Below are 22309 nucleotides of genomic sequence, written 5' to 3' on the forward strand. Positions count from 1 at the left end.
ACTTTGAAGTTGAGCGACTGCAGGCGTGGCCGTTATCCCTAGCATCGCCCCCAAAACCGCTATGAATAAGCCTCTCAATTTACACATTGTTTCTTCCCTCCTTTATCTGCACCGGTACTTAATTGACTGAACTTATCTTCCGTCTCGCCTTTGGCTGGAGCGAAAACTGCTACCGGAAGAACGTCGGTATGAGCTACCCAAGCGCTGAGGCTGTGCAGACATCGCCCGGCCATCAATCTTTCCGCTTGGCGCGGCTAATGCGGGCCCGCGAATATATCGATCTCCTGAGGAGCGTTCTTGGCGTTGGATCGAGGTTTCGATGCTGTTGCTGATGCGTTCGGCGCGAAGCACTTCAACCTGCGGCCGCTCCACAACGGGAGGCACTGTCGTTCCCTCGGATTGATTGGTTTGAGTAAACTTCGGCCAATCGGGCACGGTGATCCAACCGCGATAGAACACCACTCTTGAGAGCAACCAGAGCATAGCCAATTGCACGATGGCGAAAGCGAGCATGATTGCGAACAGCTCTGTTGGTGCGGAAGGCGTGGCATAGCCAAGCTCGCGCACGCTAACAGCATCGGTGAGCCATGGCTCTAAGATCGCAAGCTGCACGCTCAGAACAATCGTTGCACCGATTGATCCGCCAATGGTGAACACCAGGCCTTTCAACCAGCCCGCAAAAATGCCTCGTGATTGGGAGAAGAAGTAAAGCCCCGCCACCACGGGCGCGAGTGCAAGCAGCAGTCCAGCGGCAATCCTGAGCAGCGCGATCGAGCCGATCACACTAGCAAGGTAAGTGAGGCGCGCTGTACCGAATGAGTCCTGATCCTCTAGCGCAGTGCCTTGGAACGTACCGCCCGGCGCCTGGCTATCAATCAGCGCCGCATTGTTCCTACCAGTGCCCAGTTCGGTGAGGCGCACTATCGTGTTGTCAGTCGCTTGAAGCCTTCCCACGACGCCGGCGCTGTTGCCATTGGCGCTGCTTTCCTGAAGCATATTCGCCACCTCAGCAGGGCCTTTGAGCGTAACATCATAGACCACCGTTCGGAATGCGGGCCATGAGAATGCAAGCGTGAGCACTATCCCGATCTTGAGAACATCGAAGACTACATCGCGCGCGCCTGGTGGAGGACCGAACAGCAGGCGGATCGCAAAAAAGGCGATGAACAAAGTCAGCAACCCAGCGACCAGCGTGGATGCGAGTGAGCCCGGTTGCCCTAGAGCTTGATAGCCATAGCTGCCGATCACCTGCGCCTGACAATCGATATGCGTCAGCGTTCGAGTAAGGAACTGATCCCCGGTTATGATCGGAGGGCACGCCATTAGGCCGCCTTTTCCAGCAGCAGATGCAGCCAATTGGCGGGATCTGGTCCAGTTTTCCCGACCAGCTCATCGAACAGCCGAACTGTGCTTTCACGTCCTGACAAGATGGTCAGCAAGTCTTGCTCGCCCGAAAGATCAAGCCGCGCGACAACGCTTTCGCGCCCATGCTTAATCAAAAAGCAGTGCGAGCTGTCAGGCAGTGTTCGCACCAGATCAAATTCATGCCGACTAAGGCCAAAGCCATTGATGTAGTCCTCGGCCCGCGCTTTAGGGTTGATCATAAATATCTGCGTCGCTGCCTGTTCGATAATCGCGCTGGCGATCTTGCTTTCGAGTGCATCCGCTGCGCTTTGCGTCGCAAACCCAACCACGCCGTTGCGCTTACGGATGGTCTTCTCCCAGTCCTTGATACGGCGAACGAAGACTTCGTCATCGAGCGCCTTCCAACCTTCATCGATCACAATGATGGCAGGGCTGCCATCGAGCCGCTGCTCAACCCGGTGGAAGAAATAGAACATGGCTGGCGTCCGCACTGCCGGATCATCCAGGATCGCAGTCATGTCGAACCCAACCGTTTCCGCTGACAGGTCCGTTAGGTCGCGTTCATTATCGAACAACCAGGCGCGTTCACCTTCTCCCCACCACGGCCTTAGCCGAGCGTAAAGATCATCGGCATGCGGGCGGTCATGTCCTCTGAACAATTCTGTCAAATGGCGCAGCCTGCGTTTCTTGATCGGTTGCTGAAAATTGGTCTCGATCGCGTCGCGGATCTGATCCAGCTCTGTGCTCGATGGACTGCCCGCAAGCAAACCAAGCCATTCGATCAGGAATTGGCGATTGGTTGGGTTATCTTCCAATTGAAGCGGGTTGAGGCCAGAGGCAGCATCTGGCCTCAGCCGGTCATACTGGCCTCCGATGGCCCGGATAAACAGCTCCGCCCCGCGGTCCTTATCGAAGAAAATCGTTCGCGGTGCGAAACGGCGGGCCTGCGCCAAGAGAAAGTTGAGCACTACGGTTTTGCCTGAACCGGATGGGCCGATGACCGTGAAGTTGCCCAGGTCTTGCTGATGAAAGTTGAAGAAATATGGGCCTGCCGCGGTTGTCTCAAACAGAGTGACCGCCTCGCCCCAATGGTTGCCCTGTGCGCGTCCAACTGGGAAGTTATGCAGACTAGCAAGGCTAAGCAAAGTTTGTCGTTGAGACCAGGCCGCGCCGTCCGATGTAGCGAAAGTTTGCCGGAAACTGCGCCCAGAACGTGGGTTCCAAAGCGATATCCTCGCGCACCGCATTGATGCCCAGATCAGCGAGAAGAGCGATGACTTCGGCAACATGATCATCCAGACTTGCTAGATCATCAGCATGCACGGCGATGGTTGAATGATGCTCCCCAAATCCCGCACGACCAGCCGCAACCTCATCTTTTGCCACAGCGAGTTCGTCACGCAATGAAAGTGCGTCATCCTCCACCGATTGCATACGCCGCAGCGTCAGGTTCATCGCGCCCAGCGCCTGCGCACGCTCAACAACGGCAAAACTTTGGCTTACATTGAGCTCAAACGGCAGGCGATAGAGCTCGTCAAACATGCCTGGAAAGGTCGTTCCCGGATAATCCTTGATTGAAACAAGAGCGACAAACCGGCGCGGCAATTCGCCCGTTGGAGCGAGCTCAATCGCTTCCTGCCCAAAGCTAATCCGGCGCGAGGGGATAAAGAGTCCCAAGTCACCGTGCGGCAGAGCCACTGGATGCATATCGGCGTTGAATAAGCAGGATAAGAATTCGAGCTGCTCGGAGCGCTTTCCTTCACCGGTATCATAAATAGATAGGACGCGCGGATCATAAGCGCTTAACGCGGCTATCATCGCATCGCGCGCGCGGTCGAGGGCATGCTTTTCGGCCGCGATCCGTCCGGCGTTGCGTTTTGAGCTCCGCGAAACCCAACTGCGCAGCCGGTCTGCAATGCCGATTTTGCCTTGCAGTGGGCGCCGAACAATCGTGAGGAACAGCTCGTTTACGTATAGCTGCTTGCCCGACAGCTTTTCTTGCCAGCGTTCGTCGAGCCGAGCCGAGAAGTCATCGGCAGTCACAGGCTGAAGTGTCGCGTCGGCGCGGCGCCGAATGACATGGTGATAAACTGCAAAACGGGAGCTACCTAATGTACGGAGCATCGCGTCGCGCAGGCTGCCGCGATAATTCAGCTCGTCGCTATCGGCAGTTTCAAACAGAAGCCCGCCAATTCGGATCGTCTGCATGAGCAAACCATCGCGCGTCTCAATCGTCACATCGTCAATGTGCCGCGCATAGGGCAAATGCACGCCAGCGGCTTGTTCACGAGCTATGATTTTAGGATCACGGGTCAAGGGCGGTAGGAATTGCATCGCCACAGACTATAATTTTTGACGCGTGGGCAATTGCGCACACGCGTGATCCAAAGGTCAAAAATGCGCGGTTCATTGAGGCAGGCCAGCATACCGATGCCGTGGATCACCAGCGCAATCAGCAGCACCCACCAGGCACGAAATATCAAGAACAGCTCAACTGCGATAACCGCATTGATAATGAAGAAAGTAAAGGTAACACCAGCGAACATCTGCGGACGCGTTAGTCCCACAAATAGCGTATCGCGGCATAGTTCTTCAGCCATTCTGATCTTCACCTCATAAGCGGACAACGCCCGAATCGTCTGTAAGTAGTGTCAGTAATTCTGTGCTCTTTGCAACTGAAAAGCGGCAGTTATCGAGCTAGTGCAGAGGACGGCGAAGATATCCAGAATGCGAATTCGTTAAAGTTATTGCCGTTCAGAAAACCAGTGCTAACCTCGGATTTACTCGAGGTATTGTCATAACCCCGAGCATCGCGATGCTCTTCTATCAAGGAGAAATCGTGATGAGAATTTTGTCAAAGCGTCAGGTCAAGGAGCTTGTTCTGTATTCACCTCAGCACATCGCACGCCTAAAAAAGGCAGGCCTATTCCCCAAGCGGGTACAGCCAGGCCTAAGCCGGGTCGGATAGGTTGAGGATGAAGTTCTGGATTGGCTCCAAGAACGTCTAAAAGCCCGAGACGAACCTGTCCCGCACTCCTGTTAAAGGAGCGGGTGATTGGGTCTGCAGAAATCGATCGCCCATTTGCTTTGGGGGAAGTAGATGAATGAATGTACATCATGCGGGGCAGAGCTTGATTTTCGTGAGATTTTTTTGTTCAAAATGCAGTCAGGTGACCGAGCGAGGCATGGGCGCAGGTCAACTCGCAGGCCGCTATGTCACAGAGCTTGGTGCGGGCTTAGGTAAGCTCGTCTCAGCAGCAATTGCCTACCGGGCGAATCCACGAAACCGAATGAAGGTCATTGCCACAGCAACCGCCAATGTGAGGGATTACTAACCAGCCAAGGAACAAAAGTAATTCGGTCTCTCAATCAAGGGGAGACTGTCATGGTGCGTGAGTCAAGGCGTTTGATCCGACCTCGCAATGGTTTAAGCTTGCTGCGGGCGGCATGCACGGGGCGCTAACCTCTCGCGCGGCGAGCAGATGGTCCACAAGGACGGGTTGGTGTTCCTGGCCAAAATAAGGGGTCCTTGGTTAGATCGCTCGTCTTGTTATGGGATAAATACAGGCGCAACTGTTGCCATATCGGAAACGGAAATCGACTTTGGGACGAGCCGCTACGCTCTAACCAACATCCTTGAAGCTGGCGAGGAGTGGCCTGCCTACCAACTGAGCGGCGTTGGCCGTGACATGCTGCCTGGCTCGATGGTCACGGTATCTGAGGATGCAAAGTGATCAATTCTTTGGATTGCGAATGGCGACCAAATCACAGGCAACAAATTTCGATATTCTCCTAGCGATCTAGCCTGCTCTGAAGTCAAGGCGATAACCAGCAAATGATTGGTGTGTGATAGGGATAAGAGAGCTGCTTACCCTATCACCATTACGTGCTGTTTTCGATCCCCATTTGCAAAAGAACATAGGTTTTCACTGCAGCCCATTTCCAGATGGGAACGCCGATGACCCCGATCTACGTCGGATTGCTGGCGAGATTGGTATAACAGCGGCAATCACCGCCTTTATTGCGCTTGTGATCGCGTTTCGCGATACCTTCCTGCTCTTTGATTATGTGATCGCCATGGGCCTCAGCCTATTGGTCGGTATTGGCGCTGGGTATTGGTGGTTCAATGAGAAGCGCGAGCGCTTGTTCATGGATGATTTGCTCTTTGGCCGCCGTTTCAAATGTCGCAGCGTGATCGACCTTGCCAAGAAAGAAGCGGAGATTGAGAACATCTGCGGCGTGCTTCGCCAGGTGCTCGAAACCGCCAAGCACTGGGATGGGATCGAGACTATTCCAATATCTGTCCTGCCGCATAATGAGGCCAAAGAAGTCATCCCACGGATCAGATAGATGGCTTCGCGTTTTAGCGCTTGGTTGCATAGCCTTGTGCATGGTCTTTTTCGGCCAAGCGAAAAGCAACTCGTCCAGCAGAAATGGAATGAAATCGCCTCGGCCTTTGATCAGCTTGGCATTCGGACAGTTAAAGGAAGCGAAGGCGTCATCGCGAATATAGCGACCAAGGTGCGTTTTTCGCTCTACGATGACGTGCCGATAAACGATCAAGATGCGGTCGTCCTCAGCCTTGTCTTGGAGCTTTTTGACAACGACGGCCTTTTTGTCCTTCCCAAAGTCGATTGGGATCAGACACGAACCATCGCTGAGCTATGGGGAAATCTGGGAAGAGCTCAGCCACCAGCTAGCTTTGGTTCGAAATTTTGATGTAAATGTCGAGCTGCTCACCCGCGCTGCGACGGCCTTTCTCCTGCCGCTCTACAAGGCCTGCCCGACTCTACTCGATATCGGTCTGTCCGACGAGCTTGCCGGAGCGGGATTGCTACCCAGCCTGCACAGCCGCCTCGCCTACAATTTAATCGCAGCCTCGGGCGGCAATCCGGCTGATCCAGCGAGCTTCAAGCGCGCGCCGAAACTGCCCAGCCAGTTCGATAACAAGACGCCCGAGCAGGTGGTCGAGACCTATCTGAGCGGAACGCCTCTGCTTGATCTGTTCGATCGAGAGCTGATTTTTACCATTCCGACCAAGTCTCGCTTCGTGCATCAGCACATCGTGGCGGGCTCCAGCCTCGGTTCTTGGCGGCTATTGTTCGCCAACGTTCGTCTGCAGTCGCAGTATAGTTGGCCCCCACATATGGCTTTGACCGAGATAGCGCTTCGCAACGCCAAACCATTGGCCAAAGATTGGCGATCATCAGATGGAAAGCAGACGCCTTCGACTTGAATGCATTGACTTCGCACTCATGGAATCTCTTCAGCCGAGTCTTGCTGCAATGTGATTTGATGGCAGCTTTCGGATCCTTTTCCGACCGAGCAGATCGAGGATCCGATTTTGACGCAATAGCGCCCCAGCCTCGAAAGAGGATAGACTCTCATCAGCTCGGCACAGGCGATCGCACGAGGCTGCGCACATAGTCGCCAACAGAGCCGTAGATTTGCGCAGCGCTCACGCCGTTCGTTTGGGCCTCTTTGGGGGCTAGGCGAGACACGCGCTCTTGCTCAATGAAGCAATCCAGTTCGATCGAGGCCAAAGCGTATTGGTACCAATTGTCGGGTTCGCTAACGATGTCATCCAAGGCAATCGCTTTTGGTATGTTTTGCGGTGAGCCATCGTTGCAAAATTCTAGAAACTCCAGAATTTTCTTTGTGCTGCCCGCACAGGCCATCCCATTGAAAGAAATGAAAATGCCGTTCTCATCTGCATAGTCATACAGCACTTGTGCAAGGACAGGCCGGTTTTCTTCTATCAGGCGTTCCGTATTTTCCATCATATGCTCAGCAGATCATGAAGACACCGGAAATGAACTGGAATTGGCTGGTCAGATCATCGCTCACCCTGTTTGCAACTTTGACCTGATGATTAAAGCGCATTTGATAGGCAATAAGGGCGATGCTGGCACGCGCCGTTATGTAAAGATCCCAGATACCCAACGGATCAGCGCTGCCTTTGTGATCAACATGATAGGACTGCACCGCCTTGGTGATCGCTAGTGCAGCATCAAAATTCTGCATCGCGGTCCGAAGAGCTGACATATTGATCAGGCGCCCTCTTCGAGATCCCTCATACTTGCAGGCAATCGTTTCAGCAGGCACATGGTGATTTAATGTAAAGGGTCGGGTGTTCTCTTCGCCCAATTGGCGGCCACTGACCGAATAGAGCGCCGACACGCCATGCCATAGCCCATAGTGGAACTCCATATCTGGAGATTTCCATGGCTTGGGCAGCATAGGCCACAAGGAAGTCTTCATTAACTCGCGCAAGTGCACATTTCCCAAATCAGGACTGGACGATCTTTAAGCTACGCTGGAATTCAGGAATGGCTAGCTCAAAGAGCGTTTAAATTCGATTAGTTTCTTGATCTTACAAGGCTGTCGCTTCGGCCAGAGAATTATGCACTCACCCATTTTGTCCAAGTCAGTGAACACCTATCGCTCGCGTGAAGATCATGCTCTCTCATGGCTGTGTGAAGACTTAACGCTTGATACTTTGTGCGCCTTGGCGCCTGAGTGGGAAGAATTGGCGCAAGGGGCGACTGAAAAGAACATATTTCAGTTCCCTCACTTCATTCGCAATTCCCTCCCCTTGCTGACTGAACAAGAGCCCAAAATTGTGACTGTCCGAGCTTCGGGCTTGCTCATTGGTATCGCGATCCTGCGACGCGATGTAGGTTATGCGAAGCTGCCGGTGCCGTTCTGGAAAAGCGCTCTACACCACGAACAATACCTTGGTTCGCCTTTGGTTCGGGCAGGCTTCGAAGAAGAGTTTGTGGCGGGATTGACCTCGTGGTTGGACCAGGCTCCGCTCCATTGGGGTTTTCTACAATTGGCAAAGATATCGAGTGATGGCCCATTCGCCCAAGCTATGCTGAGGCATTGCGCTAAGACCGGGCGAGGTATCATAGTGGCCAACCGGCATGAGCGCGCCGCAATCGCACCAAAAGTCAGATCGGGAACCAAAGACGACAGTCATCTCAGTTCTTCGCGGCGCAAGAGTATCCGAAGGGCGAAAAAGCGGCTTCATGAAGCCGGTGAGGTATCCATCGAAAGATTGAGTGAGAGGGATGATCTCGACGAATGGACTGACCAGTTTCTGTCCATGGAAGACACTGGTTGGAAGCACGAGGCTGGCTCATCGATCCTTTCGTGTCCTAATGAGACCGCTGTTTACCGGGCAACAATTCGAGACGCGTTTGAGGGAGGGAACCTCACCCTCACAAGGCTCAGTCTCGATGGAAGGCCGATCGCCTACACGCTCGACGTTCTTGCTCCGCCCATGGGGTTCTGCCTGAAATCGGCGGTCCATCCGGATTATCGCAGGTTTTCGCCAGGCGTGTTGATGGAGTTTGAAACGCTCCAATATTATCAGCGGCAAGATGAACTCGATTTGATCGATTCCTGTACGCAGCCGGATAATGCCATGCTCAATGAACTTTGGCCGGACAGGCGGGCAATCATGGATGTGGCAGTTGCGAGGCGCGGTCTGATATATGGTCCGATTTTCGCAGGCACTCGCGCTGCCAAAGCCATTATGCAGATGTTCGCTGATGCCTGAGATGCAAAGCCCTGACACGCCTCTATCACAACAGGCTGCGGAGGTGCGTTCACTTGATCGCAAGAACGCTCCCTTGCTTGAAGCTATGATTGACCTGTTTGGGCAAGGTCAGGAGCCGCACCATCGATCCTTTCCAGAGCATTTTGGTCCAGCAGATAACCTCGTCGCGATTTCTGTTTATCTTCAAGGCTTCTTGAAACCGCGCAATCCGTTTCGCCGACGCACTGGGTTTGCAAAGGGCCTATTTCTCCAAGAGAGTTTGGTCGGTTACCTGCTATACCGGCTCAGCGAAACCAACGATGTCTTCTACGGGAAGCCGCGCTGGCATTGCCATATCGAGGATATCGTCGTCCATAAGCGTGCGCGCGGCCTAGGCGGGGCTTCGGCTTTGATCAGCACTTTGTTGGCCGAGCTTGCCCCTTTGGGCGAGTGCGCAGTTTCTGGTACTGTTTGGCGCGGCAATTCGGCATCCCAGGCGCTGTTCCAGAACCAGGGTTTTGAGCCGCTTTCTCAGAGTTTTTTCAAGGTGATTTCATGAACTCCCTTCGCTTATTCACTTGCTTAGCGCTGCTTGGCAGTGCGTCTTGTTCTGAGCCTGCTCCGCGAAATACCATCGAGCTAACGGGTGCCTCTCCTCACTTGCTCCTGTTGGTCGGCGATCAGGATGAGCAGGACGAAGACTTCATCACAGTCTTGGATGTCGATCCCAGTTCGGACGGGCGCGGGCAGCCCTTGGGTTCAACCTCAATTGGGCACAAGGCGTCAATGGTGCATCACATGGAATATGAGGCGCCGCCCAAGGGCGAACCTATCTTCATGAATGGTCACCATCATGAACTGACATTTGTCGTCGACATTTCCGACCCGGCTGCCCCCACAATTGCGACGACCTTTGGCTCGCCATCACCCCTGCGCTTCGCTCACGACTACGCCCGCACGGCCGAAGGCACGCGATTGGTTGGATTCTTGCGAAGCGCTGGCGAAAGCCCCGACCCTGATGAAACGACCGCTCCAGGAGGCCATGGGGGGATCGCGGAATATTCCATAGCCGGAGAATTGATCCGTTCAGCCTCTGCTGAGGTTCCTGGTTTCACCAAGGCGATCCGCCCCTATTCATTCGCCCAACTTCCCGAAATGGACCGGATCACCGTAACCAGCGCGCCAATGATGGAACAATCGTGGGCTGAAGTCGTCCAGATATACCGCTATTCCGATTTCGAACTGCTGCACACGCTCGATCTTGAAGTGGGTGTGGATCACAAGGGTAGGCCGGTTGACGGGCTCAATGGAGCCAGTTTTGGGCAGCACGTCCTTCGAGACGGGTCTGTCTTCCTCAACTCCTATGGCTGCAATTTCTATCATCTGAGCGCGATAGGTAGCGAGAAACCACAGCTTGATCTGGTCTATTCGGTCGAAACGGATCCCGCTGAAGATCCCACACGCATTCGCGGAGCCTGCGGCGTCCCATTGTTGATTGGTCAATATTGGGTGCAGCCGATTGGCAAGAAGCAGCAAGTGGTCGTCCTCGATATTTCCAACCCACAGTCGCCCAAAGAGGTCTTTCGGTTGGATACGCCGGAGGGTTTTGCACCGCACTGGATGGGTAAGGACCCGGCAGGCAATAGATTGATCATGGGCGCAGAACTTGGCGGAGAACAGGGCTTCTACGTGCTGCGTTTTGACGAAAGCACAGGGCGTATTGAGTTCGATTCAGACTTTGCCGACTACACTAGCGACAGTGCGCTCAACTTTTTCCGCTCCAAAAGTCCTGGCTACATTTCGCTCCATCGGAGCGAGTGGCCACATGGTCCGACGGGGCTGGCCTGGGGCCATGCAGCAGTCTTCTTTGACGGCCGCTAGAGTGGGAGTTGTTGGCTTCTCGGTACGTCTTTTGCGATGAGTGATACGCTTTCCTTCGGCGAACGCGTGCGTAAAGCTTTGATATGGCGTTCGGGCACGCAGGTTCTGGCCCAGCTTATCTCCTGGGGCAGCACACTGGCGGTGATCCGTATCCTTGACCCGTCGGATTATGGTCTGTTCGCGATGACGCAGGTCGTGCTGGTCTTCTTGAGTTTTCTTAATGGTTACGGGCTTGCCAGCTCAATCGTTCAGGGCGAGGAGCTTGACCCGCACCGACTTAAGCAAGCCTTTGGAGCGCTGTTACTGCTCAATGGAGGGCTTGCCGCAGCGCAATTCCTGCTCGCCCCCTTGATCGCCGACTATTATGACCAGCCGATCGTCGGTGATTTGCTCCGCGTTCAGGCACTGATTTTCCTGGCGACGCCCTTTATCGTGCTGCCCGAAGCTGTGATGGCGCGCGAGTTGGAGTTTAAAAAGACTGCAATTGTAAATCTGCTCTCTGCAGTAATTGGGGCAATCGTCGCCCTGAGCTGTGCCCTGTCCGGGCTTGGTGTTTGGACACTGGTTTACGCCGCGCTGGCGATTTTCTGGACTCAGGGCATTGGGCTGTTCTTATCTGCCCGGATGTTCATCTGGCCGAGCTTCGATTTTCGCGGCTCTAAAGATATGTTCACTTTCGGCGGAACCATCCTTTTGGCGCACGTGCTTTGGACGGTTCAAAGCCAATCAGACATCTTCATCGGCAGCCAATCGCTCACGACTTACGAGCTTGGCCTGTATGCAGAAGCGTTGTTCCTGACGACAATTTTCGCGGCGAAGTTTGTCCCACCTTTGAACGAGGTCGCGTTTCCCGCCTATTCGAGAATGCAGGATGACCCAGAAGCCGTGCGCCGTGCGTTCCTTAAGGCCGTCCGCCTCATAATGATGGTCGCTTGCCCCTTCTACCTGGGGATGGCGGTGACCGCGCCAGAATTGGTCTACGTTGTGCTGGGTGAAAAGTGGTTGCCAATGGTGCCTATCGTCTCAGTGATGGCCCTGGTTATGCCGCTGATGACACTACAAATCCTGTTTGCGCCGCTCAACAACGCCATGGGCCATCCCGAGATCTCATTGCGCGCAACTTTGGTGGGCGCGGTCGTAATGTCCCTCGGCTTTCTGATTGGGGCGCAATTCGGGGTTATGGGCCTCGCCTATGCATGGGTTGGCGGCTTCCCACTCGTGACGATCACAACTATTTTGCTTTCACGGCAACACTTGCGGTTGCCAGCCATGGACCTTGTCCAGGCGATCTGGCCAGGTCTGTCTGCCGCTGTGGTCATGGCCGGTACAGTGTATCTTGCGAAAACGGTCCTGCCGCCGCTGCCAGTTTTCGCCAGCCTATCAATAAACGTTCTGCTTGGAGCCTGCATTTGTGCGGCTGTTCTGTACTGGCTCGCGAAACCGACATTGATTGAATTGTTCCATCTGATCTTTCGCCGCAAGCCTAACGAAGGCTCCGAAAGCAACCTTCAACCCGCTCTTCGAGGCGCTGAACCTCGTTGATCGACGGGACTAGAGAAAGCAAATCAGGCCGGAGGATGAGGGCGATTGAGTGAGCGCTTCGGCGAGAACATAACCATCGGCCAACTGAGCATAGCCAGTTTCGAGTGAGTTAGGCTTGGACAACCGGCGAACGGGTGGATTCGCACCAAAGGCCAGCTTTGTTAATTACGCAGTGCAGCTGGCGCCACCAAGGACGCAAAAGCGCGCGCAATGTGGATGATTGAGTTGAACAGCAGAATTTGCCTCTTCAAGCGTTGCCCCTAAGTCGAAACCTTCTTGATAGGGCAAAAGAGTGCAAGCTGCGACGCGCGGTGTCTTCTCACCCTTACGCTTCACCACCATTCGGCTGGATGCGCACATCATGCTTTGCGGGTTGAGATTCAATTTGTCCCAACAGTCACTGGTGATCTCGGCGATATCGGCATCGGCGTCCATTTGCGGGAAAAGCGTCAATTCGATCGGATTGTTCGCATCGACAGGCAAATCATGCTGGGCGAACAAGTCAGCAAATCCTTGGCGTGCAGATGCTTCGGTTTCACCTTCCAAAAGGCGCCCTGCAATCGCCACTTTAAAGCCGTTTGAAGTCAGCCATTCTAGGCCGTCCATTGCCTTGTCCCAGCTTGTTCCGCGTTCTTCCTCGTGAACAGCTTTGGTAAAGTGATCAAGACTGACCCGGATGGTCATTCGCTCGGCACCTTCAAGCTCTAGCAATTCCTGTTCAAATCGCCGCATCGGCCGCATCGCATTGGATAGAACCAAGACATCAAAACCGCGAGCCAGACACAGGCGCAGGATCTCAATAATGTCCGGATTCATAAATGGTTCGCCGCCGGTGAACGCTATCTCGCGGGTGGTAAGGTCTGTTTCGGCGATCTCATCCAGATAGGTCTGTACCTCCGCCAGTGTGAGATAGACCAGCGCATCATTTTTGGGCGAGCTTTCGATATAGCAAGATTTGCACGCCAAATTGCACAAAGTTCCTGTGTTAAACCACAGCGTTTCCAATCGCTGGAGTTCTACATAGGCTCGTTCATCGCCCTTTGCGGTGTGATAGGGATCTGCAAATTTCTCATCCGAAATTTTCTGAATCTTGCTCAAGGCGAATGGGGATTGATCATCCATCGTCTAGCTTTCCAGAGCGGGGGTCATTGTGCTGCATTCGCTTTCCGGCTCCGCCAGAGAATGTCCTGCGCAAGCGAGCTTTGTAAGCTCTGGCCATCGCCTGAGATCTTCTGGCAGATCGCAATCTGAAAGCGGCTCAAGCAAAAGGGGGTAATGCCCATCTGCTTTGCGCGCCGAAGTGTCTCTGGCAAGACTTGATCTGTGCTCCAAGGCATATCGGTAAGCAATTGCGGCAGAGGTTCCCGCATACCAATCAGATAATATCCGCCATCCAGTGCGGGTCCAATCACCAACTCATGCTCGGCCAGTCCAGCAATGGCTGCTGAAACATGTGAAGGACTTAGGTCTGGGGTGTCTGAACCGAAAAAAATAATTGGTGCATCATCGACAAACGCCAAGAGTCGCTGTGAGAGATCGCCTTCGGCTTGCGGAACGAGAGCCGCCCTTTCGCCGAGCCATTGCACAAAGGCGGTTCTGTTACCTCCAGTATAGGCGAGCGTCAGCGGACATCCGGCTTTGGTCAGAACACCAAAAACGTGCTCGGTCAGATGTCGATGGATCGCTGCAGCCCCCTCTGAACCGACAGCTGGGATCAGTCTGGATTTGCATTCTCCAGCCACTGGGTAGCGAGTGAACTGAACAAGGCGCGGGTTTGGCATAGAATGATCAATCACAGTTCGCTGGCAGGTGGCAAGCGCTAAGTGCGCGCATTAGCCATTGTTAAGTGACCAATCATAAGCATAGCCTGCAACATCGGTTGCTCCGTCAAGCAAGGCCGCTGTTGGTCCAGTGGCATATTCGCGGGCATGATCCAAGACATCCTCTACAGATCCCCAATCATCCTGATACCATTCGTAAATGTTGGATGCGATAATACGGCCGTTCTCGCCGCCAAAACCACGTGGGTGGTTTACATATGCGGCAGCTGCTTGTTCGAGCATTGGCTCCAATTTTGCCGCCGTATAGGCTTCGAGAGCCAAATTCGGGCAGCCAATTGAGGCGCAATTCACGGCATAGTGGATACGGACATCCTGCCATTCTGGCCGCAGAATATCATGCTCAATATTGTCGAGGCTCAGTGTGCGACCCGAAACGGTAACGGCATCGTCCTTCCAAGGTCCGCTGCCCAGCAAACCAATATCACGGATAGAGTCCAGCGGCAGATTTTTGAGGATCACGTCTACTGTTACGGCATTGTAGAGATTGACCCAGAACGCGAATTGCTCATCGCTGGAGAAATCTTCGACGGCCACGGCCTGCATTGCATCAAGGTAGGATTTCAGAGCATCGGCGGCTTCGCCCTTCATCCGGTTATAGTCCACCAAATTGACGCCATTTTCGCCCGCGGTCACATATTCGCGCAGCAACGCGTCCCATTCCGAATGGTCGATCATTTTGCTTGAATCCTCATTCGTCGTGAAGCTGTCTTCTCCTAAGCCACCGGGATCGGAGGCTCCGCATGCTGCCAACAGGGCGGTCGCGGGTATCGCGCCGATTATGGTGCGGCGCGACATTTGCATTGATGATTGTATCTGAACTTGCGGAGCCGTCATGACTTCATCCTTGTAACCTAAAAGCGTTCAATTGATGTTCGCCGCGTTACCAGCAATTGTTACATAGAATTCAGTTCTGAGCTGCTGCTTGGCCAGCTTCGCCTCGAGTTGTGGTTCGTGACCCTAGGTGAGAGTGGTCAAAATCACCGAAGGCCTCGCGCCCGATAACGTACAAAATTTTCCAACCAGCGGCGAAAACGCCCTTTATCGTGCCAGATATTTTTGAGCGTCCGACACGCTTTCGGTAGCGTGCCGGACGCTCACATACCTGTAAGCCCATCTTCGCTGCCCTAACCTGCATTTCGATCGTCCAACCGAAGTCTCGATCGGCCATTGCAAGACGTTCCAAGGCATCGCGGCGGATCGCTCTGAAGGGGCCAAGGTCGGTGTAACGTACCCCCCAAATCAATCTTACCAACGCTGGAGCTAGCCAGTTGCCGAGACGCTGCGGTACAGTCATTGCTCCTGGATCAATTGTACCCAAGGGGCGCGATCCAATCACCATATCAGCATCGCCTGCAACTATCGGTGCAATTAAACTTGCGGCTTCCTCAGGAACATCAGACAAATCGGCATCCATAAACAGGATGATATTGCTCTTACGATCAACCTTTCCCAAACCAGCCAGGCAAGCCGCCCCGTATCCTTTTTCTGGTTCGGTAACGAGGACGGCACCCGCTTCTTTCGCGATCTGTGCCGTGCGGTCTTGCGAACCATTGTCGGCAACAATGACCTCTTTTAAGCCATCGGGGTTAGCGCGCATAATGCCGCTGACTGTTTCACCAATGGACCTCTCTTCATTCAGCGCGGGGATCACTACTGAGACTTGCGGAGATGATATAGGCGCGGCAGTGCGCTCTTTCGCTGATCGACTGCCTCTAAGCCGCCAACAATCATAAATGATCGCTGCGGCAATCAAGCTCCATTCGGCATATTGTGCAGCCGGATGGACCTGAAATTCTTCAAGCGCAAAATTCTCCAAATTTAGACCGGTCAGGTATGACAACGGCAAAGCTGCACTGGCAACATACGGCCAGACTTCTTTGCGTCCCACCGCCAAAGGCAATAGCCACATCAGATACCAAGTGTTGACCGCTGGAGCGAAGAGCAAAATCACTCCGAATATTGCCGCCAATGGCACATCATCAAAACTGCGTGATTGGGCGTGCATCCAAAGGACAATCATGCCTGCTACAAACAAGGCGACTAACCGTCCCCAAGTCGGTCCAAAAAGCAGGAAAAGAGGCTGATAAGCAAGCGGGTTATAGTACCAAATTGTCGCGAAAGTCTCGGTGGAGTCGAGCCCCACACCTTGGCCTTGAACTGCAAAGATGCCGTATAGCAGCAGCAATGTTGCCAAAGCCGCAATCAAGGCCCTTGGCCTGAGCCGCAATAAAATCGGCCAAGCGGCCAATGCCACTAACTTAACCCCTGCTGCGACCGCCAAGAGACTGCCAGCCATAAGGGGATGTCGCCGCCCTGCTACGATGGCCGCGAACAGCGCCAATCCAACAAAAATGTCGGAATGCAAATGCAATGTTGTTTCTGCGATTACGACCGGGTTCCAAGCGAACAGGACCACGCGTTCGGGGCGAAATTTGCGAAGTAGCAATCCGCTTGTCAGCAGGCTTGCCGCGGCAAAAACTAACCGCAGGCCAAATTCATCAGTGCCGGCAAAGACACTGGTAATGGCGAAGATGATTTGGAGAATTGGACCGTAAATGGTCGGATACTGAGGATAGTTCACCCACTCTAGCAACGCTAGCATTTGCGGTGGTACGCTCTCATCATCGAAAAAGTCTGCTGAGCGGGATACCGTAAGGTGTGCCGGTTTCCAGAATGCGCCATCCATCCCACATGAAACGATAATAGTCGTCTTCAAAAATCGTGAAGCCGAACAGCGCAATTCCATTGCCGATTAGCGCAATAGCCATAACGGTAACCGGCCTTAGCGGGCCTGATTGCCATAGCAGCGCACTGGTCAAAGCGCTGCCCAGGGATAGCGCCGCAACGTACGCCAGAACCGATGTGTCTGGCTGCCGTGACAGCAAGACCAATGCAAATATAGTCGCCAAACACAAAAACGCCCCGCCTACCAAACGGTAGCGAAGCGTTTTGTGCGAATGTTTTTCGGGCATGATTGTATAGCCCAATGAGGCTAGCGGAGGCTGTTAAACTCCGTAGCGTTGCCGCAGATAGTACAAAACCGCTTCACGGTTTTTGCCTTTCAAATTGAACTGACCGCCTTGAACAGCTTTTGCAACTTCAGCGGCTGTTTGCTGATTCAACTTCCCATGATAACTGCACTTTTTACACGTGATGCGTTTGCGCACTTGGGATTTGCCGCGACGCTCCAATCTTTCAGCTGGTGAGATGCGCGGTGCTGAGGCACCGGAACCGCCACTGAAGCCGCCATAACCGCCTCCACCCCCGCCAGAACCTGACGCGAGAGCTGGAGCGGAACCCAATGCCAAGACGATGGCTGCCGTTGATAAGATTGCGCTTCGCACGATGTTTTCCCTACAATTGAGTTAGACGTTACCCGTCCGTTCGTTGGAAGAGTCGATTGGGTTACAAAATTCTGAAAAATTATTTCGGAAATTTGGATGCGAACGATTTTCGTTCGAGAAGTTGCCCCCAATTATCATCATAGGGATGGATCAGCATAGTTGCTTCACCTCGCTGGTTGACAAGCGGGCGACCATCATTGTGCCAGCCGAACAGGCCGAGCTCTAAATTGACGGTTTTGATGCCCCCATTTGTTCGTATCGCGTTCTGAATTTTGCTTGCGTATTGTGTTGAGCGTACGCCAACCGAGCAATAGAAAACCACCGTTTTGCCCGATATCAAATGCTCAAAATTTCTCATAAAATCTGCAACTGACATCTCTGGCGGGATGCGAATGGAGCCGGGGAGGTGGCTGACGGCGTATTCTTCTGCCTCACGGGTATCAAAGATGATCGTTGTGTCGGGATCGCTGGCCGCAAGCTGCTGCGCCGAAATATGCGCAATTTCGGGTATGTTTGCTTTAATGGTGCTTTGGACACCGGCCAAGTCACTTGCCGGTGTCCAAAGGAATGTTGCTGTCGCCCAAAGCAAAGGTGCGCTGAGAACGCTAGCAAGACCTAGGTAAAGCCATCTGCGTTCGGTCATGTCTTGCCCCGGTTTGTAAAAGGGCGGATCAGATAATCATGCCAGTTTTCCAGCGGCGCGTAGCCGTCAATGCCGGTTGCATGAAAGGTTTCGTCTCGCGGCATATGCTGCGTGCCAAAAATCCGGTCGTAGAAAGAAAAGAACGAGCAATAGTTGCGCCCCCAATGCTCGATGCGGCGCGAATGGTGATAATGATGATAGACATTGTCGGCCAGCACATGTCGAAGAATCGGTGGGAACGACAAGGCCGGATTGTCGGTGTGCATGTAGTAGTTCGAGATCAAATAGAACGTCGTTAGCAATGCGACAAAACCCTGCGGGCTCTCTACCAGAAAGATCAGAGGGACTGTAATAACTGCCAGATATACCGCGTCCTGAGCCCAGTGGGAGTAGCTGCGCGCGGCGTTCATGTCTTCGATTTGGTGATGGATAGCGTGCAGCCGCCAAAGGAAGGGAACATCGTGAAGCGCGCGGTGCAGCCAGTATTCGAAGAAGCCGATTATGACCATGTAGATGATCGGGAATAGCAACGAGACAGGCCCCAAATCTTGGATCTGGAAAACGGGCTCGAAATCCAAGGTTTGCAGACTGGAGAAAGCCGCAGTTTGCAGCATCACCGCGATGACAATAGCTGTGGCTCCATACAGCAAACCCTCGGCATAACGTCGGCGAAAGTCTTTAAAGCCCAGGTGACGCCATTCAAAGAAGGCGAAGAGCGCGACCAAGCCTGTGTAAGTAAAGATCGCATTGACCAAGGCTGCTGCGAAGCCAGCCCAGAGGAGATCAATATCATGGTCGATCAACGCCCAGCCGACCGCGTCTTGAGCCCAAGCGACCAATCGCAAAAGACCCTCTGAAAGAGCGATTAACAGACCGAAGGTAATGACAAACGCCAAGGTCCGTGGGCGACGGATTTCCTGGTCTGTGCTTTCTTTGGCGCGCTTATCAATGGTGTCAGCCATGCTCGCCCCTTACTCGAGAATTTCTGTCCTGCGCCAAAACATTCGTCGACACGATAGTTTCGGTTACAAATTTCGGTGACGTGACCTTGGGCTGGTGGCGGTTGTATCGGCTCAGCCTGATGGAGAAGGGAAAACTAGCTTGAAACGGGCGTGAACGTAAAAAGGCAGTGATAAACGGATGAGGTTTCTCGGCTTGCACCGTTTCTATTCCACGCAGCCTTGATCGATCGAGAGCCTTGTCGGCTGGCTCGAGGCATCTGTTTTGTCATTCAGAACCCGCGCTGCTCGCTGCAATTGCGCGCAATCAAACTTTGCGCCCAGATCTTGTGCTTCCGCAATCAGTTCAGCGAACGTCCGCGGCTTCAGGTTCAGCAACCCGCGCCTTAGGAAAGTTCGATGCCAGCGCTTTGCCGGAGCTAACACAGCGGCAAAGGTGCTGCGACCCTCAGGTGTCTCCAAGGCTGCCCCTCCCAGTTCAGACAGCAGGGCGTTTGACGTGTTTGGCATGGCCATCAAGGCCGCATATCGTCTGGCGGCCTCCCTGTGGTTGCCCGTTTCGATGGCCAGTCTCAAAACTGCTTCTTGCGTGATTGGGTCGCGCCAGCCGCGCTGGCTCGCGGTTTGCAACGTCTGCAGGCTTCCTGTTTCGTTTTGATTGAGGGCTTGGGCGATGGCCAAAATGCGAAGATGCTCGGCGGGGAGCGGACGCCGCGCGACCAATCGCTGAGCTCCAGCATGCGCTTGGTCTGAGTCGCTGGCTGCAAGGGCTCGGGTGGCGAGCCTCTCCTGAGCGAAGGCTCGAAACGGCGTGGGAACCGGCGCCGCGAGATCGCCTGACACGCGGGCCTGCCGGTCCAGCTGCACTCCTGTGGTAACGAGACCGATCAGGACCAAAGCGATGAGCCATAAAGCCTGCTTCATGCCTATTGTTCCTGTCCAAATCTACTAAAGCGCAGCAGCAAGATGAGCGCGAATGCGGCCACCCCCAACATGGTTTGGCTGCGGAGTGGAAAATCCACCAATGACTGAGCCGCGATGCCAACCAATACTACGCTGCCGCCCCAAGCGACCCATTTGTGCGCTGACAGCCGCGCCCGCCATGTCATCCAGGCGATCCAAGCAAGCCATAAAGTGATGAGGAAAATCCCAATTAGGCCTGCTTCAATTGCGACTTCCAAATAGTCGTTGTGAGCGCGCCCAGCTCGCCGAGGTGTCAGATTTTCAAGAGATTCGTCGAGCTGAAAAACCTCGTCGAACGTGCCCATGCCCGATCCAATCGGCCAATATCGACCGGCAGTGTAGGTTGCATCTTCCCAGATATAGATGCGCGCGTCGTCTCTCGCTTCAAACCGATCAAGGCTGTCGCTGATCCGCCCAGGCGCAAAGGCGAAAAGGCTGGCGATCAATGCCACACACGAGAGACCAGCAACAATGCCTTTCTTGCCTCGTCGATGTCCTTTGCTAGCGTTCGCCTGCGCCTCGTTCAGCCTTGCTCCCATGCTCTTCGCAAGCAACATCGCGAGTGGCAACGCGGCCAGGACAATAGCGGTGCGTGAGCGAGTGAGAAGAATGGCTGTGATCAGCATTAGGCAGATCATGGCGCGCCAGAAAAGAAACGATGAGGTGTTGGACGGAGCGGGCAACAGTGCGGCAAGCGCAAGCGCCGAAACCATAAACAGGCCAGTGGAATTGCGATTGGCAAAGGTTCCAAAAAGTACCCCAGGCATTGGGTTCTCTGGATAGAGCAGACCACTTTGACCCTGGCTAACGACCTGTACGGCGCCCAGCAATACGCTAGCCAGTGCCAAGCCCACCAGTGTCCAAGCGATCCAGATCAATTGGCGCCGCGAAAGTTGGTAAGCGACAACGAGTACCGAGAGTGGCAAGATCAGGCCGGCAAAGGCGACCAGCGTTCTGGCCGGATCAACGCTTATGGGAAACCAGGTGTTCACCCCGGCCAGCGAGCGCGCTTCGAGCACAAGGTTCCTGCCGGGCAAGATTGCAAGAATTCCGTTTGGTAAGGGGATGAGCTGTATAGCCGGAAGCAATAAGCACGCACCGACGAGAGCGCGAAGGCCAAACGGTGTCGTGCTCCAAAATTTAACAAAGGCACTGCGATGAAAGCCCAGAACAAAGAGCGCTGCAAGTTGTACAGCCAGGTTTGCCAGACCGTATCTGACGCCGCCTCCACCAATGATCACCGCAATGGTCAGTAGCGCAGCCAGCGCGTAGGCGCTTGATCGAGGAGAAATGCGATCAGCACGCATAGAAAGCGATCAAAAGGCCTGCTTCAATTGGCCCCTGGCGATTGATTGAGGCCTCCATCACCGCGCTGCGCAGGATCATCATCTTCTTGGATAATCAGGATTCCGATGATTATTCCCACACCGCCCAAAAGCGCCAGCCATAGTGCACCGCGATCTGCATCCTCGGTAAACCAGCCTCGATCACTGATAGCGTTAGACGAGGCCCCATCGGTTGAAGCTGCGCAGCAAACAGAATAGTCGCCTGCTCGCGTGTTGGCATGCGCAGAGATTGGCGCGAAAAACAGCCCAAGCGCTGCGGCAAAAAACGCTATCTGAGCTCGTAATGTTGGCACCATCGTCCGCTCCCGCCTTCTGATCTATGTAATACTACTAGGTTGGGAGCAATTTACAAATCGAGCTGGACCGCTGAGAGGATCAGACATGCCGATTACTTGTTATGTGGGGCGATTGGCTTTGAATTGTGCGGAAAGATCGGAGTGTAAAGCTCTTTGCTGCTGCCCAGCACGATCTGGCCTCCCCACAGCAACCAAGCATGCGAGTTTAAGCCATTGGCCTCTTCTCGTTTAACTCCAAGCTCAATCATACTTGGGATGCCTAATTGGCTTAGCCAGTTCTGCCCAGCGATCGCTTGTATCAAGCAATCACTACGCCACGGCAAGCGAGCGGACAAACGAGGCAGAATATAGCCGATGCGGGCGATGGTCTCCGCTCGTTTTGAGCCAGGCTGAGGCTGCTCTTGGTGGGCCAAGGCCGCCTTTTCATTGCGCTGATCAAGTACGCGCATATCCAGTTTCGCGAATGCCAGCCGAGCCTGAACAAGCTCCACCATACAGCGCACGCTGTAGCGCCCAATCCAAAGGACATCCCTCAGTTTGGGTTTCTGGCCCTCTGCAGGCACGGAGGAAACTCTTGCTGTCACTT

At 54.0% G+C, this 22309-nt stretch carries 24 protein-coding genes and 1 pseudogene; 8 read left to right on the top strand and 17 right to left on the bottom strand.

All coding sequences use genetic code 11. From position 1 onward, the window contains the following. Nucleotides 1–132 precede the first annotated feature (132 nt). The 3 genes and pseudogenes from AC0V6Z_RS06405 to AC0V6Z_RS06415 form a co-directional block, all read right to left on the bottom strand. Nucleotides 133–1323 (bottom strand): type IV secretion system protein, encoded by a 1191-nt coding sequence (locus AC0V6Z_RS06405; RefSeq protein ID WP_472640516.1) that lies wholly within the window; start codon nucleotides 1321–1323, stop codon nucleotides 133–135. After that, nucleotides 1323–3699, bottom strand: a pseudogene (locus AC0V6Z_RS06410) (VirB4 family type IV secretion/conjugal transfer ATPase). Before AC0V6Z_RS06410 ends, AC0V6Z_RS06405 begins: the two are co-directional and overlap by 1 nt. Next, nucleotides 3678–3965 (bottom strand): VirB3 family type IV secretion system protein, encoded by a 288-nt coding sequence (locus AC0V6Z_RS06415; RefSeq protein ID WP_472640517.1) that lies wholly within the window; start codon nucleotides 3963–3965, stop codon nucleotides 3678–3680. The pseudogene AC0V6Z_RS06410 and the gene AC0V6Z_RS06415 overlap by 22 nt, the downstream one beginning before the upstream one ends. 570 nt (nucleotides 3966–4535) lie before the next feature. On the opposite strand from AC0V6Z_RS06415, the gene AC0V6Z_RS06420 reads away from it, so the two are divergent. The 4 genes from AC0V6Z_RS06420 (at nucleotide 4536) to AC0V6Z_RS06435 (ending at nucleotide 6601) form a co-directional block, all read left to right on the top strand. Next, nucleotides 4536–4700, top strand: coding sequence for a hypothetical protein (locus AC0V6Z_RS06420; protein ID WP_472640518.1), 165 nt, complete (start codon nucleotides 4536–4538; stop codon nucleotides 4698–4700). A 571-nt stretch (nucleotides 4701–5271) separates the two neighbouring features. Next, nucleotides 5272–5715, top strand: coding sequence for a hypothetical protein (locus AC0V6Z_RS06425; protein WP_472640519.1), 444 nt, complete (start codon nucleotides 5272–5274; stop codon nucleotides 5713–5715). Further along, nucleotides 5716–6084, top strand: coding sequence for a hypothetical protein (locus AC0V6Z_RS06430; protein ID WP_472640520.1), 369 nt, complete (start codon nucleotides 5716–5718; stop codon nucleotides 6082–6084). Beyond that, nucleotides 6068–6601, top strand: a complete 534-nt coding sequence (locus AC0V6Z_RS06435) for a hypothetical protein (protein ID WP_472640521.1) — start codon at nucleotides 6068–6070, stop codon at nucleotides 6599–6601. Before AC0V6Z_RS06430 ends, AC0V6Z_RS06435 begins: the two co-directional genes overlap by 17 nt. A 151-nt stretch (nucleotides 6602–6752) precedes the next feature. On the opposite strand, the gene AC0V6Z_RS06440 is transcribed toward AC0V6Z_RS06435, so the two are convergent. Beyond that, nucleotides 6753–7148 carry a hypothetical protein gene (locus AC0V6Z_RS06440; RefSeq protein WP_472640522.1) on the bottom strand — a complete coding sequence of 132 codons (396 nt, stop codon included), beginning with the start codon at nucleotides 7146–7148 and terminating at the stop codon, nucleotides 6753–6755. Between the two features lie 4 nt (nucleotides 7149–7152). Then, complete coding sequence (locus AC0V6Z_RS06445) at nucleotides 7153–7638, bottom strand: hypothetical protein (protein ID WP_486176449.1); 486 nt, start codon at nucleotides 7636–7638, stop codon at nucleotides 7153–7155. Nucleotides 7639–7768: 130 nt separating this feature from the next. On the opposite strand from AC0V6Z_RS06445, the gene AC0V6Z_RS06450 reads away from it, so the two are divergent. From AC0V6Z_RS06450 to AC0V6Z_RS06465, 4 genes are all read left to right on the top strand, one after another. Continuing rightward, the gene (locus AC0V6Z_RS06450) at nucleotides 7769–8929 is read left to right on the top strand and encodes a GNAT family N-acetyltransferase (protein ID WP_472640524.1); all 1161 of its coding nucleotides are present in this window, start codon (nucleotides 7769–7771) and stop codon (nucleotides 8927–8929) included. Beyond that, nucleotides 8922–9467, top strand: coding sequence for a GNAT family N-acetyltransferase (locus AC0V6Z_RS06455; RefSeq protein WP_472640525.1), 546 nt, complete (start codon nucleotides 8922–8924; stop codon nucleotides 9465–9467). The genes AC0V6Z_RS06450 and AC0V6Z_RS06455 overlap by 8 nt, the downstream gene beginning before the upstream one ends. A 101-nt stretch (nucleotides 9468–9568) precedes the next feature. Then, nucleotides 9569–10789, top strand: coding sequence for a hypothetical protein (locus AC0V6Z_RS06460; RefSeq protein ID WP_472640526.1), 1221 nt, complete (start codon nucleotides 9569–9571; stop codon nucleotides 10787–10789). 36 nt (nucleotides 10790–10825) lie between these two features. Continuing rightward, entirely contained in the window at nucleotides 10826–12331 is a 1506-nt protein-coding gene (locus AC0V6Z_RS06465; protein ID WP_472640527.1) for a lipopolysaccharide biosynthesis protein, read from the top strand. A gap of 165 nt (nucleotides 12332–12496) precedes the next feature. Here AC0V6Z_RS06465 and AC0V6Z_RS06470 read toward each other — a convergent pair whose 3' ends face one another. The 12 genes from AC0V6Z_RS06470 to AC0V6Z_RS06525 form a co-directional block, all read right to left on the bottom strand. Beyond that, nucleotides 12497–13453, bottom strand: a complete 957-nt coding sequence (locus AC0V6Z_RS06470) for a radical SAM protein (protein WP_472640528.1) — start codon at nucleotides 13451–13453, stop codon at nucleotides 12497–12499. Between the two features lie 23 nt (nucleotides 13454–13476). Beyond that, nucleotides 13477–14112 (bottom strand): TIGR04282 family arsenosugar biosynthesis glycosyltransferase, encoded by a 636-nt coding sequence (locus tag AC0V6Z_RS06475; RefSeq protein ID WP_472640529.1) that lies wholly within the window; start codon nucleotides 14110–14112, stop codon nucleotides 13477–13479. Between the two features lie 51 nt (nucleotides 14113–14163). Further along, nucleotides 14164–15006: a DUF547 domain-containing protein gene (locus AC0V6Z_RS06480; RefSeq protein WP_472640530.1), complete on the bottom strand. Its 843-nt coding sequence runs from the start codon at nucleotides 15004–15006 to the stop codon at nucleotides 14164–14166. A 70-nt stretch (nucleotides 15007–15076) separates the two neighbouring features. Further along, nucleotides 15077–16912: a glycosyltransferase family 2 protein gene (locus AC0V6Z_RS06485; RefSeq protein WP_486176511.1), complete on the bottom strand. Its 1836-nt coding sequence runs from the start codon at nucleotides 16910–16912 to the stop codon at nucleotides 15077–15079. Then, a complete protein-coding gene (locus tag AC0V6Z_RS06490; protein WP_472640532.1) occupies nucleotides 16794–17144 on the bottom strand; it encodes a hypothetical protein in 351 nt (116 codons plus the stop codon). The genes AC0V6Z_RS06485 and AC0V6Z_RS06490 overlap by 119 nt, the downstream gene beginning before the upstream one ends. A 33-nt stretch (nucleotides 17145–17177) precedes the next feature. After that, nucleotides 17178–17516: a hypothetical protein gene (locus AC0V6Z_RS06495; protein WP_472640533.1), complete on the bottom strand. Its 339-nt coding sequence runs from the start codon at nucleotides 17514–17516 to the stop codon at nucleotides 17178–17180. A gap of 79 nt (nucleotides 17517–17595) precedes the next feature. Further along, entirely contained in the window at nucleotides 17596–18159 is a 564-nt protein-coding gene (locus tag AC0V6Z_RS06500; RefSeq protein ID WP_472640534.1) for a rhodanese-like domain-containing protein, read from the bottom strand. Further along, nucleotides 18156–19121, bottom strand: coding sequence for a sterol desaturase family protein (locus tag AC0V6Z_RS06505; protein WP_472640535.1), 966 nt, complete (start codon nucleotides 19119–19121; stop codon nucleotides 18156–18158). Before AC0V6Z_RS06505 ends, AC0V6Z_RS06500 begins: the two co-directional genes overlap by 4 nt. A 204-nt stretch (nucleotides 19122–19325) precedes the next feature. After that, entirely contained in the window at nucleotides 19326–20042 is a 717-nt protein-coding gene (locus AC0V6Z_RS06510) for a hypothetical protein (RefSeq protein ID WP_472640536.1), read from the bottom strand. 2 nt (nucleotides 20043–20044) lie between these two features. Then, nucleotides 20045–21118, bottom strand: coding sequence for an O-antigen ligase family protein (locus tag AC0V6Z_RS06515; protein ID WP_472640537.1), 1074 nt, complete (start codon nucleotides 21116–21118; stop codon nucleotides 20045–20047). A gap of 293 nt (nucleotides 21119–21411) precedes the next feature. Continuing rightward, a complete protein-coding gene (locus AC0V6Z_RS06520) occupies nucleotides 21412–21723 on the bottom strand; it encodes a hypothetical protein (protein WP_472640538.1) in 312 nt (103 codons plus the stop codon). 92 nt (nucleotides 21724–21815) lie between these two features. Next, complete coding sequence (locus tag AC0V6Z_RS06525) at nucleotides 21816–22286, bottom strand: lasso peptide biosynthesis B2 protein (protein ID WP_472640539.1); 471 nt, start codon at nucleotides 22284–22286, stop codon at nucleotides 21816–21818. Nucleotides 22287–22309: the final 23 nt, after the last annotated feature.

The organism is Erythrobacter sp. SN6-5, assembly GCF_057364945.1.